Here is a 16,872-nt window from a genome sequence, read left to right on the forward strand (position 1 = left end):
CGGCAAGCTCGCGGCGTACGACGCGGCGGGGAGCACGAACTGTTCGGGGACCCCCAAGACCTGCACCCCGCTGTGGACCGCTGACGCTGGCCTCCCGGTGGGCACACCGGCGGTGGCCAACGGGGTGGTCTATATCGGCGGGTTCGACAGCAACGTTGGAACCGGGAAGTTGTACGCGTTCGACGCCGCCGGGGGCAGCGCGACGTGTTCTGGGAGCCCCAAGACCTGCACCCCGCTGTGGAGCGGCGCCACCTATGACACGCCTGTGACCCCAGCGGTGGCGAACGGCGTCGTCTATGTCGATGCTGGCGACCTCTATGCGTTCGACGCCGCGGGGGGCAGCTCGACCTGTTCTGGGAGCCCCAAGACCTGCCGTCCGCTGTGGGGTGCCCACCCCGCCGCCACCGGGGCCAGTCCGGGCCCCCCGGCGGTGGCCAACGGCGTCCTCTACGTCCAATTTGATGAGCGCCTGTCTGCATTCGATGCGGCCGGGAGCACGAACTGTTCGGGCAGCCCCAAGACCTGCAGTCCACTGTGGACCGTAAATAACGCCGCCATCGTCTCGTCGGCGGTGGTGGAGAACGGGGTCGTCTATGCCGGCACGTACCGCTTCTGCGATCCCCACGGCATCTGCGGCGGTGAAAACAAGCTGTACGCCTTCGGTCTCGAGAAGATCCCGCCCACCACCTCCGTCGTCATCCCCTCCAACGGCAAGACCGTGTCAGGAACGAACACGCTGCTCGACGCCTCGGCCTCTGACGACGTGAGTGTCAGCCGAGTCGAGTTCCACCTCACCGGCGGCAGCTACCACGACGCCCTCATTGGCGTCGCGACCTCCACCCAGTACGGCTGGATCTACCACTGGGACACCACCTCGGTACCCAACGGCACCTACACGCTCAACAGCGTCGCCACCGACCCGGCCGGCAACGCCGGACGCAGCCCGAACGTGAGCATCACGGTGGCCAACTGAGGCGACCGGCGGCGCCGCCCCGCTAACCGCCCACGAGCAGCCGCGAACTGGCGAGAACATGCGCGCCTCCTCGCTCGCGTCTGACCTGCGGTTTCGCCCGGTAGCACAGCGCTCAGCGGCGCGACCTGAACGAGGTGATCGCCAAGCACTTACTCGCCGGCTGTGGCTCTGAACAGGGACAACGGTGAGGAAACGGGGCGAGCAACACCACGCCCAGGGGTGCTCCGCGATAGCTAGCCGGTGAACCTCGGGACGGTTGGAACCGCGGGCGCGGCGGGCGCTGCGGGCGGGGCGGCCGCGGCCGCACATACGGACCTCGTGATCGTGTCTTGGATCAGCGTCACGCTGCCATTTCGCGCCAGGAGTCGGCCCTCAATGTTTGCACCCTGATTCACCGTGATTGACGTGAGAGCCAGGATGTTCCCCTTGAACACGGCAGTTGTGTCGATGGAGGCTGTGTTGAGCCGCCAACAGACGTTGCAGGCCTGCGCTCCGCCGGTGAGCTGCACCTGACTGCCCGGTCCCACCGTGAGCCCGGTCGCGCCTGAGTTCATCTCGAAGATGAACACGCCATTGGGATCACCTTGCGCGTCGAGGACGAGGGGACCCGCTCCGGCCGTTATCCCGAACGTGGTCGAGGCAGAGTCGTACACGCCTGGCGTCTTGGTGGTACCACCAAGCTCGGTCGGCACCGTGGTAACGGGTGTCCGGCCGGCGACATCGGTATACGCGGCGGTCAAGTCGTTCTTGGCCGTCGTCAGCAGGCCAGGGTTCGTGACCCGACACGGAAGAGGACCAGCAGCATCGACCGAGTAGATGGTCCCGGTCACCTCTGAACAGGTCACGCCGATGCCAGCACCAGTGGCTGGGCTCAACCCAACGTTCCCCGTAATCACAGAGGGAGGAACGTCCGTGATGTTCGGGGTGCCGGCAAGTATCGCGAACGGATCGGCCGTTCCGAGGCTCACGGGAGTCGGTGACGCCGCATCGGCAGCGGGGGCGGCCATGACCAGGGAGGCAGCCAGCAAAGGAACAACGAGTAGCAAGCCACGGAGGGCACGGGTAACGAGAGCCGCGTTCAAATGCACCTCTCTTCCACCTGTCACCGCGAACTAGCGACGCGATGAACTGAGTTTTCGCATCCACGAGGTCCGACGCGTGAAGTAAGGCTAGTTGCTTCCGGCCACGGCGGCGGGGATGCCGTCGCACGGGCCGGTGGTTGGCTCTCGACAGAACTCCGACCACCCGACCGCGCAATTTTTCTCCCGGGCTCAGCTGCCCCAGGATTTCCCACGCCACCCCCGCGTTTCCCAGCGGGCTCGAGGCCGCTCGGCCCGAGTCGCTCCGTGCCGGGCACCGTGGGGTCTCGGGCGCGCATGCCATCATGGATTCGCGGCCCGGGTGGTGGAACTGGCAGACACGATGGATTCAAGTCCCATTGTCCGAAAGGGCGTGCGGGTTCGACTCCCGCCCCGGGCACCCACCGAGCCGTCAGCAGGAGCCGGGGACCGGCGCGAGTGACCCGGGCTGCGGCGTCGACGGCGCGGCCCCGCGGGCGGGGCTCGGAGCCGGCGCGCTCGCTGGCGCCGGGCGGCTGAGCCCCGAGAAGCCGCGGCCGACCACCAGCACCACGTCGGCGCCGGTGACGGTGTCGTCCGTGACGAGGTGCGCCGACGGGACGTAGCCGGCGAGCAGGCGAGCGGCCGCGTCGCTCCCGCTCGGGTACCGGATCTCGGTGGCGGCGACGAGGCGCCGGGGGTCGTTGCCCGCGCCGGCGCCGGCGAAGCCGTCGCGCTGCAGCGCCGCGAGGGTCCGGGCCGCGGCGCCGCTCACGCCCGACGCGTTCAGCACCCGGACGTGGACGCCCGCCGGCGTCGAGCCCGACGACGGCGCCGGTGAGGCAGCCCCGCCCGAGGTGCCGCTGAAGTCGCGGAGCGCCGCCAGCACCTGCGCCGCGTTCGGCTCCTGGAGGTACAGGACGTCCTGGCCCTGCTGCCGGGGGCCGGTCCGGAACGGCAGCGTCGTCGTCTGGACGTGGCTCGGGTCGCCCGGGTTCACCGTCCGGAAGGCGTCGATGAGCGCGAACAGGTCGCCGCGCGAGAACCCGTCGTCGAGCCGGAGGTCGCCGACCACCTTGTCGACGATCCCGTTCGCCTTCAGCGGGTTCGAGAGCGCGGTGTGCAGCGCCACCGACGCCAGCTGGCGGACGAAGGCCTGCTGGCGCCCGACCCGACCGATGTCGGGCAGCGCGTCGAGGGTCCGCCACGTGTGCGTCGCCGGGTCGAGCACCTGCAGGTCGCGTGACCGCACGAAGGAGAGGGCCTGCGCGCCGTTGAGGTGCTGGCACCCCGGGGTCGGCACGTTGAGGTCCGAGAACGAGTCGCGTGCCGCGGTCGGGAAGTAGACCGGAACGGTGCCGATGGCGTCGACGAGCTTCCGGAAGGTGTCGAAGTTCACCTCGGCGTAGTGGTGGATCGGCACCCCGAAGGCGGCTTGGAGCGTGTCCACCAGCTTCTGGGGTCCGGCGCTGAACGCGGCGTTGACCTTGGCCATGCCCAGCCCCGGGATATGCACCCACAGGTCTCGGGGCACCGACACGAGGAGGCTGTGACCCGACGAGGGCTCGGCGTGGAGGACCATGATCGTGTCGGAGCGCTGGCCCTGGTTGCCGGCCTGGGAGCCGAAGGCCTGGCGGTCCGACGGGCTGCGCACGAAGGCCCGGGTGTCCGACCCGACGAGCAGGTAGTTGGCCCCGCCCGACGGCGCCGACGCCAGCTGCAGGTGCACCCGGGACACCGAGGCCAGCTTCTGGTCGATCAGCAGGTTGACGCCGACGATCCCCCCCGCCACGAGCGCGAACGCGACGCCGAAGGCGAGGGCGTAGCGGCGGAGGAAGCTCCGGTCCGGGGCGCGGCGGCGCACCGACTCGACGGTATCGGCGGCAGCGACCGACACCTCGTCATCAGCGAGCCCGATCGGCGGCCCGGTGGCACGGCGGTCGGCGGGGCCGTCGGTACACTCGGCGCGCCGTGATCGCCGCTGTCACCGTCATCACGTGGATCGCCGCCGTCTCGGGGGGCTCGCTCGTCGTCCTCCTCCTCATCGTGCTGGCGCCGTGGCCCCGGGCCCGGTCCGAGTCCCGGCGGCTCGACCCGGACGTGGAGGCCCGCCTCCTGCTCCACGAGAACCCCGAGGACCTGGCCGGCGAGCTCGACGCTCGGGAGGGCGACCGGTCCCGGGTCGCCGAGCTGCGACGCGACGAGCCGCGCTGACCTACCGGCCGAGCACCCGGCGCACGACCGGGGCCACCAGCGCCGCGAACCGCCGCTGCCCGTCCGGGGTCGGGTGGAACGGCGCCTGGCTGAGCACGCTGGCGGGGTCGCGGGCCCGGAAGATCGACAGCCCGTAGGCCCACGGCGCGGCGCTGCACCAGCGGTGGTCGCGCCCGTCGGCTCCCTTCATGGCCGCGCTGGTGTCCGCCACCACCACGCCCGCCCGCCCGGTGAGCGCGGCCCGGATGGTGGCGTTGAGGCGGGGCACGAGGGCGCGCAGGTAGGCGGCCTGGGCCGGGTCGAGCAGCGCCACGTCCGGGCAGCGGGTCGGGCCGGCCGGGAAGGGGTCGTGGTAGAGGGTGACGACGACCTTCGGCACCCGCCCGGCCGCCTGCCCGCGGGCGCGCACCGCGGTCACGAGCGCGTCGAGGTGCGGGCCCACCGCCGCCAGGTTGGCGGTGACGTCGGCGGCGATCGTCGGGCCCGGGTTGGCGGCGGTGCACCGGAGGCCCTCCACGCCGAACCGGGCCGCGAACGCGTTCTCGACGCAGTCGGTGACGACGGGGGCGAACCGCACGTCGTCGGCGCCGAGGGTGACGAGGACGACGTCCGGCCGGGCCGCGTCGTAGGCCGCGTTGAGGTCGCGGCGGCTCGACCAGTCCCCGAACTGGGCCGGCCGCAGCGTGCTCGACCCGAACAGGTCGGTGCGCACCTGCGGGGCGACGACCCCGTTGGCGTAGCTGGCGCCGGTGCAGGCGAAGGTGGTGAAGCGGGCGCCGAGGGCACGGGCCACGACGCCGCCGTAGGCGTCGGGGGACACGTGGCAGGCCGGGTACGGGCCGGGCCAGGGCGCGTCGAGGCGGCCGCCGGTCCACTGCCGGGCGGCCCGGTCGTAGCGGTAGCCGTAGAGCGTGCCCTCGCCGGAGGCCACCGAGTCCCCGAGCTGCACGATGGAGAGTGGACGGGCCGCGGCCGCCGGTCGGGCACCCGCGCCGCCGGCCGTCCCGAGCGCCAGCGCGGCCGCGAGCGCCGCCGCGGCCCGGCGGCTCACGGGTCGGCGAAGGCGAAGAAGAGCCGGGCCTGGCACGCGGTCGCGCCGCCCACGGTGGCGGCGCCCTGACCCCAGCCGCCCCGCCCGCTCAGCCGCTCGAGCCGCACGGCCAGGGCCAGCTCCTCCCCGGGCCGGACGATCCGGCGCCACCGCACCTTCTCCACCCCCCCGAAGAGCGGCAGCCGCCCGGCGCCCCGCTCGTCGGCGAGGACCGCGATGGCGCCGGCCTGGGCCAGGGCCTCGAGCTGGATGACCCCGGGCAGCACCGGGTTGCCGGGGAAGTGGCCGGCGAGGAAGGCCTCGGACCCGGTGACCCGGTAGCGGGCCTCGATCGACACCCCCGGCTCGAAGGCGTCGACGGCGTCGACGAACCGGAACGGGGGCCGATGCGGGAGCAGGGCGACCAGCTCGTCGGAGTTCGCCAGCACGGGAGCGACCCTATTTCGCACGCCTGACCCACGGGTGTAACCCCGCCGGGCCGGGCGTGGTCCAAAGTGGTTACCGCGCCGTGGGCCCCCCGGCGCTCGCCCCAATCGAGAGCACGCTCGTGGGAATCGCCGTCCTGTTCCCCGGCCAGGGAACCCAGTCCGCCGGCATGGCCGCGCCGTGGCGCGACTCCGCCGCGTGGGCGGTCGTCGACCGGGCCGAGGCCGCGCTCGGGGAGCCGCTCGCCGCCCTCGTCCTCGACGCCCCCGCCGAGCAGCTCGGCCGCACCCGGGAGGCCCAGCTCGCGGTGCTCGTCACCTCCTTGGTGGCGTGGGAGGCGATCCGGGACCGGGTCCCCGCCGCGGTCGCCTTCGCCGGCCACTCCCTCGGCCAGGTGACGGCGCTGATCGCCGCCGGGGCGCTGGGCCTCGAGGACGGGGTCCGCTTCGCGGCCCGCCGCGCCGAGCTGACCCAGGCCGCCGCCGACGCCCACCCGGGGCGGATGGCGGCCCTGCTGGGGGCCACGACCGAGCAGGCCCTCGACGCCTGCGCCGCCGCCCCCGACGCGTGCTGGCTCGCCAACGACAACGCCCCGGGCCAGGTGGTGATCGCCGGCACCCCCGCCGGCGTCGACGCCGCATCGGCGCGGGCCAAGGAATTGGGGGTCCGGCGCGCCACCCCGCTGAACGTGGGCGGCGCCTTCCACACCCCCCTCATGCGCGCCGCCGCCGACGCCCTCACCGCCGACCTGGCCGCCGTGACGTTCCGTCCCCCCGCGGCGCCGGTGGTGTCGAACCTCGACGCCCGGGCCTACGCCGACGACGCCGGCTGGCGGCCCCGCTCGGCCGAGCACGTCGCGGTGCCGGTGCGGTGGCGGGAATCGATGCTCACCATGACCGGGCTCGGCGCCACCACCTTCCTCGAGGTGGGGCACGGCACCATGCTCGCCGGCTTGGCCAAGCGGACCACGCCCGACGTCCCGGTCCGAGGCGTGGCCACCCCGGCCGACGCCGCCGCCCTCGTCCTCGAGGAGGTGCGCTGATGGAAGGCCTGCTCGACCACGGCGAGGGCCTGCTGGTCCCCGAGCGGATGATCGTCGCCCCGACGGTCGGGGTGTTCCGACCGGTGGGGGTCGGCGAGGACACCCGCGTGGCCCGAGGCCAGACCATCGGGATGGTCGACGGGCCCGGCACCTCCACCCCCGTGGCCAGCCCCTTCGCCGGCCACCTCGTCGGGGTCCTCGTGAGCCCGGGCCAGCGGCTGCGGGAGGGCCAGCCCGTCGCCTGGCTCCGCGTCCCCTGACCGTGCGGGCCTGCGTCGCCGGCTGGGGCACCGCCGTGCCCGAGGGTCGGCTCACGAACGCCGACCTCGAGCGGCGCGTCGACACGTCGGACCAGTGGATCGTCGAGCGCACCGGCATCCGGGAGCGTCGGATCGCCGGCCCCGACGAGACCACCGCCACCCTGGCCGTGGCCGCCGGCGCCGCCGCGATCAAGGCCGCCGGCATCACGCCCCTCGACGTCGAGCTGCTGATCGTGGCCACCGCCACGCCCGAGCAGCCGATCCCTCACACCGGGGCCTTCGTCGGGGACGGCCTCGGGCTGCGCTGCGGATCCTTCGACCTCGGCGCCGGCTGCGCCGGCTTCGTCTACGAGCTCGTCACCGGCGCCGCGCTCCTCACGACCGGCGCCCTCGGCCACGTCCTCATCATCGGCGCCGAGACCCTCTCCCGCATCATCGACCCCACCGACCGCACCACCTGCGTGCTCTTCGGCGACGCCGCCGCCGCCTTCGTCCTCGAGCCCGGGCCGGACGACGGCCCCGGCCTCCTGGCCTGGGACCTCGGCTGTGACGGCAGCCTGGCCGGGCTGCTCGCGGTCCCGGCCGGCGGCAGCCGCCGCCCCACCACGGCCGAGACCCTCGCCGAGGGCCTCCAGTACCTGCAGATGCAGGGCCCCGAGGTGTTCCGGCGGGCGGTGCGGGCGGTCGTCGACTCCGCGAATGCCACCCTGGCCCGGGCCGGCGTGGCATCCTCGCAGGTCGACTGGTTCGTCCCCCACCAGGCCAACGCCCGGATCATCGACGCCGCGGCGAACCGGCTGGGGATCCCCCCGGAGCGCACGATCGTGAACATCGACCGCTACGGCAACACCTCCGCGGCCTCGATCCCGCTGGCGCTGGCCGAGGCCGCCGACGCCGGCGAGCTCCAGGGCGGGCAGCTGGTGCTGATGAGCGGCTTCGGCGCCGGCATGACCTGGGGCAGCGCCCTGCTCCGCTGGGGCCGGGCGTGACCGACGCCGGCCGCACCGCGCTCGTCACCGGCGCCTCCCGCGGGATCGGGCGGGCGGTCGCCCACGCCCTCGCCGCCGACGGCCACCGGGTCGCGTGCTGCTCGTCGAGCGGCGCGGCCAAGGAGACCCAGCGGGAGGTCGAGGCGGCCGGCCACGAGGCGATGGCGGTCCTGGCCGACGTCCGGGACCCCGACGCGGTCAACGCCGCCTTCGACGAGGTCGAGGCCGGCTTCGGCCCGGTCGAGATCCTCGTGAACAACGCCGGGGTGACCGCGGACGGCCTGGTGGCCCGCATGACCGACGAGCAGTGGGACCAGGTCCTGGCGACGAACCTGACCGGCGCCTTCCACACCATCCGCCGCGCCACGCCGAGGCTGCTGCGCGGCCGCTGGGGCCGCATCGTCAACGTGTCGTCGGTCAGCGCCCACGCCGGCAGCCCGGGGCAGGCGAACTACGCGGCGGCGAAGGCGGGACTCGTGGGCCTGACCCGGGCCGTCGCTCGCGAGCTCGCGTCGCGGCACGTCACCTGCAATATCGTGGCCCCCGGGCCTATCGTGACCGAGATGACCGACGCCATGCCCGCCGAGTGGCGGGCCATGATGGAGGCGACGGTCCCGCTCGGTCGTCTGGGGACGCCCGCCGAGGTCGCGGCGCTCGTGGCGTTCCTGTGCTCCGAGACCGCCGGCTACGTGACGGGCGCGATCGTCCCGGTGGACGGCGGCCTGGGCATGGGCCACTGAGCACGCCCCCCGATCGAGCATGAGGAGGACAGATGGAGCGTGACGACGCACTCGCCGCCCTGCGCGAGGTGGCCGTCGAGGTCCTGAGCGTGGAGCCCGAGGCGGTCACCGAGGACGCCCGCTTCAAGGAGGACCTCGACGCCGACAGCCTCGACCTCGTCGAGCTGGTGATGGGCCTCGAGGAGCGGTTCGACATCTCGGTCCCCGAGGAGGACCTCGAGGACGTCACCACCGTCGGCCAGGCGGTCGACCTCGTGCTGTCGAAGGTGGCGTCGAAGGCATGAGCCCGGAGTTCCTCGACCACCGCGGGCGCCCCCGCATCGCGGTCACCGGGATGGGGGTCAAGACGCCGGCCGGCGTCGACCTCGACTCGTTCTGGGCCACCGTGCGCGACGCCCGCCCCACCGCCGCGACGGTCCCCGAGTTTGTGGAGGCGGGCCTGTCGGTCACGTTCGCGTGCACCGTGCCCGACGAGTTCGACCCCGAGGCGTACTTCGGGCCGAAGGACTCCCGCCGCATGGACCGCGTCACGCACCTCGGCTACGCGGCCGCCGTCGACGCGGTCGAGGACGCCGGCGACCTGAGCGCCGACCCCGAGCGGTGCGCCGTCATCGCCGCCACCGGGATCGGTGGGCTGCAGACCCTCCAGGCGAACGCCAAGACCTACTTCGAGCGGGGCCCGGCGAGGGTCAGCCCGTTCTTCGTGCCGATGATGATGCCGAACGCCACCGCCGGCATGATCTCGATGCGGTACGGATACACCGGCCCGGTGCTGTGCATCGCGACCGCGTGCGCCGCCGGCAGCAACGCGATCGGTGAGGGCGCGCGCCTCATCCGGGACGGCACCACCGACGTCGTCATCGCCGGGGGCACCGAGTACCCGCTCACGACGATCACGATGGCGGCCTTCGCCCGCATGGGCGCGCTCAGCACCCGCAACGACGAGCCGCAGCTGGCGTCCCGGCCGTTCGACGCCGCGCGCGACGGGTTCGTGATGGCGGAGGGCGCCGGCTTCGTCGTCCTCGAGCCGCTCGAGCGGGCGCTCGGCCGCGGCGCCCGCGTCTACGGGGAGGTCGCCGGCTACGGCCGCAACGCTGACGCCTACCACATCACCGCGCCGTCCCCCGGCGGCGCCGGCGCGACCCGGTGCATGCAGCAGGCGCTCGACGACGCCGGGATCGGGCCCGCTGATGTCGGTCACGTGAACGCGCACGGCACCTCGACCGACCTGAACGACGCCGCCGAGGCCGAGGCTCTCCACAAGGTGTTCGGCGACGGCACGCCTCCGGTCACGTCGTCGAAGGGCGTGTTCGGGCACATGATCGCCGGCGCCGGCGCGGCCGAGGCCATCGTCGCCCTCTGCTCGATCCGGGACGGGGTCGTCCCGCCGACCGCCAACCTCGAGCAGCTCGGCGACGACATCGACCTCGACGTCGTATCCGGGTCGCCGCGCGAGATCGGACCGGCGCCGGCGCTGTCGAACTCCTTCGGCTTCGGCGGCCACAACGCGACGCTGGTCCTGACCCCGACCGGGTGACGACCCCGACGCGGTCGGGCGGCCCGCCGGTGCCCGTCGAGGGGCGCCGGAGCGATGCCGCCACCGCCGCGATCGCGCCGCTCCACGGGCGGAGCGTGGTCACGTTCCGGATCTCCGACGGCAAGCACGTCGGGGCCATCGGGCCGCCGGAGGGCGCCAGCGTCGAGCGGGCGGTCCGCCTAGCCGTCGAGCTCGGGCTGCCGGTCCTCGCCACCGTCGCCTCGTCGGGCGCCGACGTCACCGAGGGCGTGGCCTCGCTCCACAGCTGGGGGCGCGTGGCCCGGGCGCTCTCCGACGCCTCCGGCGTCGTCCCGACCGTCCTCGTGGTGGTCGGCCCGTGCGTGTCGGGGCCGGCGCTGCTGCTCGGAATCGCCGACGTGACGATCATGACCGTCGACGCGTTCGCGTACGTGAGCGGGCCCGACACCGTCCGGGCCTTCACCGGCATCGCCCTCGACCATCGTCAGCTCGGCGGCGCCGCGCTCCACGGGCAGCGCAGCGGCGTGGCCGCCCTCGTCGTCAACGACGAGGACGACGCCCTCCTGGCCGCCGCGCACCTCCTCGAGTACCTGCCCGCCAACCACCTCGCCGACCCGCCACGGGTCGCGACCGACGACCCGGTCGACCGGGACGCCGAGCGGGCCGCCGCCGCCGTGCCGGCCCGGCCGAGCGCGTCCTACGACGTGCGAACCGTGCTCGAGGACGTGCTCGACCGCGGCTCGTTCCTCGAGCTCCGCGCCGCGCACGCCCCCAACCTCGTCACCGGGCTCGGGCACCTCGACGGTCACCCGGTCGGGGTCGTCGCCAACCAGCCCGACTACCGGGCCGGCACGATCGACATCGAGGGCTCCGAGAAGGCGGCCCGCTTCGTGCAATGGTGCGACTGCTTCAACCTGCCGCTCGTCACCTTCGTCGACACGCCGGGCTTCGAGCCCGGGAAGGACCTCGAGTGGCGCGGGATGATCCGCCACGGCGCCGAGCTCGTGCACGCGTACGCGAACGCCACCGTGCCGCGGCTCTGCGTCGTGCTGCGCAAGGCCTACGGCGGCGCCTACATCGTCATGGACTCGAAAGGCCTCGGGAACGACTGGTGCGCGGCCTGGCCGACGGCGGAGATCGCCGTGATGGGCGCCGCGGGGGCGGTGCAGGTCCTCCACGGTCGGCAGCTGGCCCGGGTCGACGACGGCGCGCGCGCCCCCGAGCGGGCGGCGCTCGAGGCCGAGTACGACCGCCGCTTCACGAACCCGTACGCCGCGGCCGAGCGAGGCTTCGTCGACGAGGTCCTGCGTGCCACCGACACGCGGCGGGCCCTCGCCGCCGCGCTCGAGCGGCTCCGCACCAAGCAGGAGGCCACGGCCGCCCGCCACCACGCCAACACACCTCTGTAGGAGCGGACCATGCTGCTCGACGGCAAGCGCATTCTCGTCACCGGCGTCTTGAGCGACGCGTCGATCGCGTTCTCGGTCGCCCGGCGGGCCCAGGAGGAGGGGGCCGCCGTGGTGCTCACCTCGTTCGGCCGCGTGATGCGGCTCACCGAGCGCATGGCCCGCCGACTCCCCGACCCCGTCGAGCTCGTCGAGCTCGACGTGACGAACACCGCCGACCTCGACGCGCTCGCAGGACGGGTCGGCGGTCACCTCGACGGCGTGCTCCACGCCATCGGGTACGCGCCCGAGACCTGCCTCGGCGGCGGGTTCCTCGACGCGCCGTGGGCCGACGTGTCGGTGGCGCTGCACGTGTCGGCGTTCTCGTTGAAGGCGCTGGCGGTCGCCGCGCGTCCCCTCCTCGGCCGGGGTGCCTCGATCGTCGGGCTCGACTTCGACAACACCCGCGCCTGGCCGGTCTACGACTGGATGGGCGTCGCCAAGTCGGCGTTCGAGTCGACCGCCCGCTACCTCGCTCGCGACCTGGGCCCGGAGGGGATCCGGGTCAACCTTGTCGCCGCGGGGCCGCTCCGGACGGTGGCGGCGAAGAGCATCCCAGGCTTCGAGCACTTCGAGGCGGTGTGGTCAGAGCGGGCCCCGCTCGGCTGGGACGTCCGAGACTCGGAGCCGGTCGCGATGGCGTGCGTCGCGCTGCTCTCCGACTACTTCCCCGCCACGACCGGCGAGATGGTCCACGTCGACGGGGGCGTCCACGCCGTCGGCGCCTGATCGAACCGGCTCCGCGGCGGCGTCGCCAGCACCCGGAGCGGCGTCGGAGGCGCGCTCGTAGGCTGCCCGTCGTGGCCGACTGGGCGACGATCTCGTCACTCGCGACCGCCGGTGGCACCACGGTCCTCGCCGTGGCCACCTTCGTGTCGGTTCGCTCGGCCAACCGGTCGGCCCGCATCGCCGAGCGCGCGGTCCAGATCGGGCTGCGGCCCGTGCTCATGCCGTCGCACCTCCAGGCTCCGCCCGAGAAGCTCCGCTGGCTCGAAGGACGGTGGACGACGGTGCGGGGCGGCCGGGCGTCCGTCGAGGAGGAGGACGGCGTGATCTTCCTCGCCATGTCGCTGCGCAACGCCGGCGCCGGCATCGCCGTCCTCCAGAGCTGGGACGCGAAGCCGGGCGTCACCACGCTCCAGGAGTTCCCGAACCTCGACCGCTTCCGTCGCCAGCAGCGCGACCTCTACGTGGCCCCCGGCGACACCAGCTTCTGGCAGGGCGCGATCCGTGACCCCAACGAGGCGAGCTACCCGGACCTCCACCAGCTCGTCACCGCCCGCCAGCCCATGACGATCGACCTGCTGTACAGCGACGGTGAGGGCGGGCAGCGCACCGTGAGCCGCTTCGCGCTCGACCCCGGGCCGGAGACGGACTGGATCGCCTCGGTCGTGCGGCACTTCAACCTCGACCGGGCCGACCCCCGCTGACCGGTCCCCAGGTCGCGCGAACACGACCGCGGCTCACGAAAGGGCCACCCACTCCCCGAGGACCCACCCGAGTCTGGTCCGCGTCGCACTCGATCGCGTTGCGACGCGGGCAACGCCAGTTCGAATTCGATCCGTTGACAGACGTGCCGCCACGGACCTCGAACTAGCCCCAGAACGCGTCCTCGGCGGCCTCGTCCGAGTAGCTCTCATCGAGCCGGGAGATCTTGTCGCCCGCGAACGAGAACTCGAGGGTCTCCTCGGTGTCGATGGTCCGACCCTCGCGCGAAGCCTTCGCGCGGTGGACCGCGACGACCTTGTCCCCCTGGGCCGTGACCGACTTGAGGTCGACCGAGAGGCTGCCCCCCGTCAGCTCGAAGAACTGCCCGTACAGCCCGAGGACGTCGTCGATGCCCTTGTGCTCACCCGAGGTCAGGTTGTGTCCCGGGACGCTGTGCACGACGTCGGGCGTCATGAGCGATCGGAGGGTGTCCATGTCGCCCTCGCTGAAGGCCTGGTAGCCCCGGCGGACGGTTCCTTCCTTGGAGTCGGCCATCGGTGTCCTCCCCGTTTGGGCTGGCACCGACCGGAGCACCAGCGCGCGTGGCCGAACCATAGTGGCGCCCAGTCGGACGTCAACCGGCGGCGCGGCTCCTACTTGCCGAGACTTTGCAAGGCGTCCGTGACCAGCCCGACCGTGGCCTTCGGGCTGACCTTGTAGAAGACGGCCGCCACCGTGCCCTTCTCGTCGAGCACGAACGCGGAGCGGATGATGCCCTTGAACGTGCGGCCGTACATGCTGCGGTCGCCCCACGTGCCCCAGGCCCGGGCGACGGCGTGGTCCTCGTCGGCGAGCAGCGGGAACCGCAGCCCGTACTTGTCGGCGAACCGCCGCTGCTTGTCGGGAGGGTCCGGGCTGATGCCGACCACGGCCGCCTTCACCCGGCGCAACATCGGCAGCGCCTCCTGGAGCGCGCACGCCTGCGCGGTGCAGCCGGGCGTGTCGGCCTTCGGGTAGAAGTAGACGACGACGCGTCGACCCTTGAAGTCGGCGAGGCGCACGCGCTTGCCCGACTGGTCGGGCAGGGAGAACGTCGGGGCCTTCGCGCCGACCTTGAGCTTCGCCATGTGATCGCCTTCCGCCGCGACGGGCAGGCCATAGCATGCCCCTTCGTGGGCCGGCGCGTGCAGGTCAGGCTCGACGCGCCGGCCGAGCGCGTGCGCGCCAGCCTGGCTCGGGTCCTCGCGGAGCAGCGGCCCGTCGGCGAGATCGCCGTCGACGTGCAGCCCGACGGGGACGCGGCGTCGACGCTCGAGCTGCGCGCCGTGCCGCCGGGCGCGGTCCCGTACTTCGGCTGGTTCGTCCGCGCCATGGCCGCGGTCGCGGCGCGGCGCGACCTTCGGGAGGCGGTCGACCGGGTGCGGGCCGACCTGGCCGACGCGCCGCCGCCCCGGCCGCGGCGGCGACTCCTGCTCGTCCCCCCGGTCGGGTTCAGCGCCGCGCAGGCGGCGACCCTCGCGACCGTCGCCGCGCTCGGTGCCCTCGCGAACTTCGGCGGGTCGCTGCTGACCCAGAACGGCGACGCCGTCACGGCGTCGTTCGGACGGTCCGACGAGGCCCTGGGCTTCGCGCTGGCGCTGACCCGGGTCGGGGTGCTCGTCTCCCTGGTCGCGGCGGCCCTCGCCGACCGGTACGGGCGGCGACGGCTGCTCCTCTACGGGCTGGTCGGGATCTGCGTCGCCAACGCGACGGCCGCGTTCTCGCCGACCTTCGAGGTGTTCATCGCCTCCCAGATCCTCGTGCGGGCCCTCGTGAACGCGACCCTCGTGGTGGCGTCGATCGTGGCGATCGAGGAGGCGCCCGAGGGGGCCCGGGCCTTCGCCCTCTCGATGTTCGGCCTCGCGCTCGGCCTCGGGTTCGGGATCTCGGTGGTGCTGCTGCCCCTCGCCGACCTCGGCGCCGACGGGTGGCGGCTCTCGTTCCTCGTGAGCGCGCTCGCCCTGCTGGCGCTGCCCAGCCTGGCCCGCCACCTGCCCGAGACCCACCGCTACTCGCGGATGGCCGCCCGGCGGGCGGCGCTCGGGCCGCGGGCGCGGGCGGCCGCCCCCCGCTACGCGGGCCGGTTCCTCGCCCTCGGCGCGGTGGCGTTCCTGGCCAACGTCTTCAGCGCGCCGTCGTCGCAGCTCACGAACCGCTACCTGACGCACACGCACCACTACTCGAACGCCAGCGTCGCCGCCTTCCGCGCCGTGACCGCGGGCGTGCCCGGCTTCCTCGGCATCGTGCTCGCCGGGCGGCTGGCGGAGACGCGGGGGCGCCGGCCGGTCAGCGTCGCCGCCCTCGTGCTGGCCAGCCTGTTCCAGATGGCGTTCTTCGTGTCGGGCGGCGCGCTGCTCTGGTTGTCGGCGACGATCGCGATCGTCGCCGCGGCCTCCGCCGGCCTCACGATCGGGGCGCTCGACGCCGAGCTGTTCCCGACCGAGACCCGCGGGACGAGGAACGGGGTGCTGCTCGTGTGCGGCGTCGCCGGGTCGGCGACCGGGCTCCTGCTGGCGACGACCCTCGAGGGGCCGGTCGGCGGCCTCGGCCCCGCCATCGCCCTCTGCGGCCTGGCGCCGCTGCTCGCCGCGTTCGTCTTCCTCCCCCGGCTCCCCGAGACCGCCACCCGGCCCCTCGACGACATCAGCCCCTCGGAGGCCTGACATGGACGTCGCCATCGACGGCTTCACCCGCTCGACCTTCGCCCACGACGGGTACGAGCGACCGGTGTACTCGGCCGGCACCGGACCGGCGGTCATCGTGGTGCACGAGGCCCCCGGGCTCCACCCGGGCGTCATCGACTTCGGCCGCCGCGTCGTCGCCCGCGGCTTCCACGTGCGGATGCCATCGCTGTTCGGGACGCCGGGCCGGCGGTTCAGCGCCAGCTACGCGATGCGCTCCTTCACCCACGGGTGCGTCGCGCGCGAGTTCACGACCTGGGCGCTGGACCGGACCAGCCCGGTCATCGGGTGGCTGCGCGCGCTCGCCGCCGACGCCCACGCCGCCTGCGGCGGTCCCGGCGTGGGCGCGATCGGGATGTGCTTCACCGGTGGGTTCGCGCTCGGGATGATGGTCGACGACCGCATGCTGGCCCCCGTCCTGAGCCAGCCGTCCCTGCCGCTGGCCGTGGGGCGGCGGCGCCGGGCCGCGACCGGCGTCAGCGACGCCGACCTCGCGCGCGTCACGGAGCGCGCCGCGGCGGGGGCCTGCCTCCTGGCGCTCCGGTTCTCCGCCGACCGGCTGGTCCCCCCAACCCGCTTCGACACCCTGCGTCGCGCCCTCGGCGACCGCTTCGTCGCGGTCGAGATCGACTCGTCGAAGGGCAACCGGTTCGGGATCGGCCCGCAGGCCCACAGCGTGCTCACCCTGGACCTCGTCGACGAGCCCGGTCACCCGACCCGCGACGCGCTCGAGCAGGTGCTGCGCTTCTTCGACGAGCGCCTCCGCGGCTGAGCGCCGGCCGCCCGCCTAGCTCACCGCGGCGTGGCAGACCACCGTGCCGTTCGGGGCCACGAGCGCGACGGTGCCGTCCTCCCGCGGCACGGACGCCACGCCGACCCACTGACCCCGGTGGCCGGCGATGGTGATCGAGCCGATCGGCCGCGCCGCGGCGTACCGGCCGAGCTGGAGGCGGTAGGTGCCGTCCGGCACCGCGTAGTCCACGCTGACGACGAGGCTCGACGGGTGGGTG

The 16,872-nt window shown here is 73.7% G+C and carries 20 protein-coding genes and 1 tRNA gene; 14 read left to right on the forward strand and 7 right to left on the reverse strand.

Going from position 1 to position 16,872, the window contains the following annotated elements:
• Positions 1-973: PQQ-binding-like beta-propeller repeat protein (locus VG869_00815; GenBank protein HEV3449721.1), on the forward strand; the 973-nt coding region annotated here is incomplete at its 5' end.
• A 233-nt stretch (positions 974-1,206) separates the two neighbouring features.
• Here the strand turns inward: VG869_00815 and VG869_00820 are convergent.
• The gene (locus VG869_00820; protein HEV3449722.1) at positions 1,207-1,980 is read right to left on the reverse strand and encodes an ice-binding family protein; all 774 of its coding nucleotides are present in this window, start codon (positions 1,978-1,980) and stop codon (positions 1,207-1,209) included.
• Positions 1,981-2,368: 388 nt separating this feature from the next.
• On the opposite strand from VG869_00820, the gene VG869_00825 reads away from it, so the two are divergent.
• Positions 2,369-2,452, forward strand: a tRNA-Leu gene (locus tag VG869_00825).
• A 12-nt stretch (positions 2,453-2,464) separates the two neighbouring features.
• On the opposite strand, the gene VG869_00830 is transcribed toward VG869_00825, so the two are convergent.
• Positions 2,465-3,895: an LCP family protein gene (locus tag VG869_00830; GenBank protein HEV3449723.1), complete on the reverse strand. Its 1,431-nt coding sequence runs from the start codon at positions 3,893-3,895 to the stop codon at positions 2,465-2,467.
• A 107-nt stretch (positions 3,896-4,002) separates the two neighbouring features.
• Between VG869_00830 and VG869_00835 the strand changes: the two genes are divergently transcribed.
• Entirely contained in the window at positions 4,003-4,245 is a 243-nt protein-coding gene (locus VG869_00835) for a hypothetical protein (GenBank protein ID HEV3449724.1), read from the forward strand.
• 1 nt (position 4,246) lies between these two features.
• On the opposite strand, the gene VG869_00840 is transcribed toward VG869_00835, so the two are convergent.
• Both VG869_00840 and fabZ read right to left on the reverse strand, forming a co-directional pair.
• Positions 4,247-5,296: a GDSL-type esterase/lipase family protein gene (locus VG869_00840; GenBank protein ID HEV3449725.1), complete on the reverse strand. Its 1,050-nt coding sequence runs from the start codon at positions 5,294-5,296 to the stop codon at positions 4,247-4,249.
• Entirely contained in the window at positions 5,293-5,724 is a 432-nt protein-coding gene (fabZ, locus tag VG869_00845; protein HEV3449726.1) for a 3-hydroxyacyl-ACP dehydratase FabZ, read from the reverse strand. The genes VG869_00840 and fabZ overlap by 4 nt, the downstream gene beginning before the upstream one ends.
• 119 nt (positions 5,725-5,843) lie before the next feature.
• On the opposite strand from fabZ, the gene VG869_00850 reads away from it, so the two are divergent.
• The 9 genes from VG869_00850 (at position 5,844) to VG869_00890 (ending at position 13,144) form a co-directional block, all read left to right on the forward strand.
• Positions 5,844-6,764 (forward strand): ACP S-malonyltransferase, encoded by a 921-nt coding sequence (locus VG869_00850; protein HEV3449727.1) that lies wholly within the window; start codon positions 5,844-5,846, stop codon positions 6,762-6,764.
• Positions 6,764-7,024, forward strand: coding sequence for a hypothetical protein (locus VG869_00855; GenBank protein HEV3449728.1), 261 nt, complete (start codon positions 6,764-6,766; stop codon positions 7,022-7,024). The genes VG869_00850 and VG869_00855 overlap by 1 nt, the downstream gene beginning before the upstream one ends.
• A gap of 2 nt (positions 7,025-7,026) precedes the next feature.
• Positions 7,027-8,013, forward strand: a complete 987-nt coding sequence (locus VG869_00860; GenBank protein HEV3449729.1) for a beta-ketoacyl-ACP synthase III — start codon at positions 7,027-7,029, stop codon at positions 8,011-8,013.
• Positions 8,010-8,753, forward strand: coding sequence for a 3-oxoacyl-[acyl-carrier-protein] reductase (fabG, locus tag VG869_00865; GenBank protein ID HEV3449730.1), 744 nt, complete (start codon positions 8,010-8,012; stop codon positions 8,751-8,753). Before VG869_00860 ends, fabG begins: the two co-directional genes overlap by 4 nt.
• Positions 8,754-8,785: 32 nt before the next feature.
• Positions 8,786-9,037 carry an acyl carrier protein gene (gene acpP / locus VG869_00870; protein HEV3449731.1) on the forward strand — a complete coding sequence of 84 codons (252 nt, stop codon included), beginning with the start codon at positions 8,786-8,788 and terminating at the stop codon, positions 9,035-9,037.
• Positions 9,034-10,290, forward strand: coding sequence for a beta-ketoacyl-ACP synthase II (gene fabF / locus VG869_00875; GenBank protein HEV3449732.1), 1,257 nt, complete (start codon positions 9,034-9,036; stop codon positions 10,288-10,290). The genes acpP and fabF overlap by 4 nt, the downstream gene beginning before the upstream one ends.
• Positions 10,287-11,678, forward strand: a complete 1,392-nt coding sequence (locus VG869_00880; protein HEV3449733.1) for a carboxyl transferase domain-containing protein — start codon at positions 10,287-10,289, stop codon at positions 11,676-11,678. Before fabF ends, VG869_00880 begins: the two co-directional genes overlap by 4 nt.
• Before the next feature lie 9 nt (positions 11,679-11,687).
• Positions 11,688-12,443: an enoyl-ACP reductase FabI gene (gene fabI, locus VG869_00885; GenBank protein ID HEV3449734.1), complete on the forward strand. Its 756-nt coding sequence runs from the start codon at positions 11,688-11,690 to the stop codon at positions 12,441-12,443.
• Between the two features lie 71 nt (positions 12,444-12,514).
• Complete coding sequence (locus tag VG869_00890; protein ID HEV3449735.1) at positions 12,515-13,144, forward strand: hypothetical protein; 630 nt, start codon at positions 12,515-12,517, stop codon at positions 13,142-13,144.
• Between the two features lie 163 nt (positions 13,145-13,307).
• Here VG869_00890 and VG869_00895 read toward each other — a convergent pair whose 3' ends face one another.
• Together VG869_00895 and bcp are read right to left on the reverse strand one after the other, a co-directional pair.
• Positions 13,308-13,697 (reverse strand): nuclear transport factor 2 family protein, encoded by a 390-nt coding sequence (locus VG869_00895; protein HEV3449736.1) that lies wholly within the window; start codon positions 13,695-13,697, stop codon positions 13,308-13,310.
• A gap of 98 nt (positions 13,698-13,795) precedes the next feature.
• Positions 13,796-14,269, reverse strand: a complete 474-nt coding sequence (gene bcp, locus VG869_00900) for a thioredoxin-dependent thiol peroxidase (protein HEV3449737.1) — start codon at positions 14,267-14,269, stop codon at positions 13,796-13,798.
• A 45-nt stretch (positions 14,270-14,314) separates the two neighbouring features.
• Between bcp and VG869_00905 the strand changes: the two genes are divergently transcribed.
• Both VG869_00905 and VG869_00910 read left to right on the forward strand, forming a co-directional pair.
• Positions 14,315-15,844 (forward strand): MFS transporter, encoded by a 1,530-nt coding sequence (locus tag VG869_00905; GenBank protein ID HEV3449738.1) that lies wholly within the window; start codon positions 14,315-14,317, stop codon positions 15,842-15,844.
• 1 nt (position 15,845) lies between these two features.
• Positions 15,846-16,634, forward strand: a complete 789-nt coding sequence (locus VG869_00910) for a dienelactone hydrolase family protein (GenBank protein ID HEV3449739.1) — start codon at positions 15,846-15,848, stop codon at positions 16,632-16,634.
• A 15-nt stretch (positions 16,635-16,649) separates the two neighbouring features.
• On the opposite strand, the gene VG869_00915 is transcribed toward VG869_00910, so the two are convergent.
• On the reverse strand, positions 16,650-16,872 hold a 223-nt coding region (locus VG869_00915), incomplete at its 5' end, for a hypothetical protein (GenBank protein ID HEV3449740.1).

Source organism: Acidimicrobiia bacterium (genome assembly GCA_035948415.1).
Lineage (GTDB): Bacteria > Actinomycetota > Acidimicrobiia > IMCC26256 > PALSA-555 > PALSA-555.

Excerpts from the sequence above, each read along its gene's own strand:
- VG869_00820 (HEV3449722.1), bottom strand. The coding sequence starts at position 1,980 with ATGGCCGCCCCCGCTGCCGATGCGGCGTCACCGACTCCCGTGAGCCTC.
- VG869_00855 (HEV3449728.1), top strand. The coding sequence starts at position 6,764 with ATGGAAGGCCTGCTCGACCACGGCGAGGGCCTGCTGGTCCCCGAGCGG.
- acpP (HEV3449731.1), top strand. The coding sequence starts at position 8,786 with ATGGAGCGTGACGACGCACTCGCCGCCCTGCGCGAGGTGGCCGTCGAG.
- fabF (HEV3449732.1), top strand. The coding sequence starts at position 9,034 with ATGAGCCCGGAGTTCCTCGACCACCGCGGGCGCCCCCGCATCGCGGTC.
- fabI (HEV3449734.1), top strand. The coding sequence starts at position 11,688 with ATGCTGCTCGACGGCAAGCGCATTCTCGTCACCGGCGTCTTGAGCGAC.
- VG869_00895 (HEV3449736.1), bottom strand. The coding sequence starts at position 13,697 with ATGGCCGACTCCAAGGAAGGAACCGTCCGCCGGGGCTACCAGGCCTTC.
- bcp (HEV3449737.1), bottom strand. The coding sequence starts at position 14,269 with ATGGCGAAGCTCAAGGTCGGCGCGAAGGCCCCGACGTTCTCCCTGCCC.
- VG869_00910 (HEV3449739.1), top strand. The coding sequence starts at position 15,846 with ATGGACGTCGCCATCGACGGCTTCACCCGCTCGACCTTCGCCCACGAC.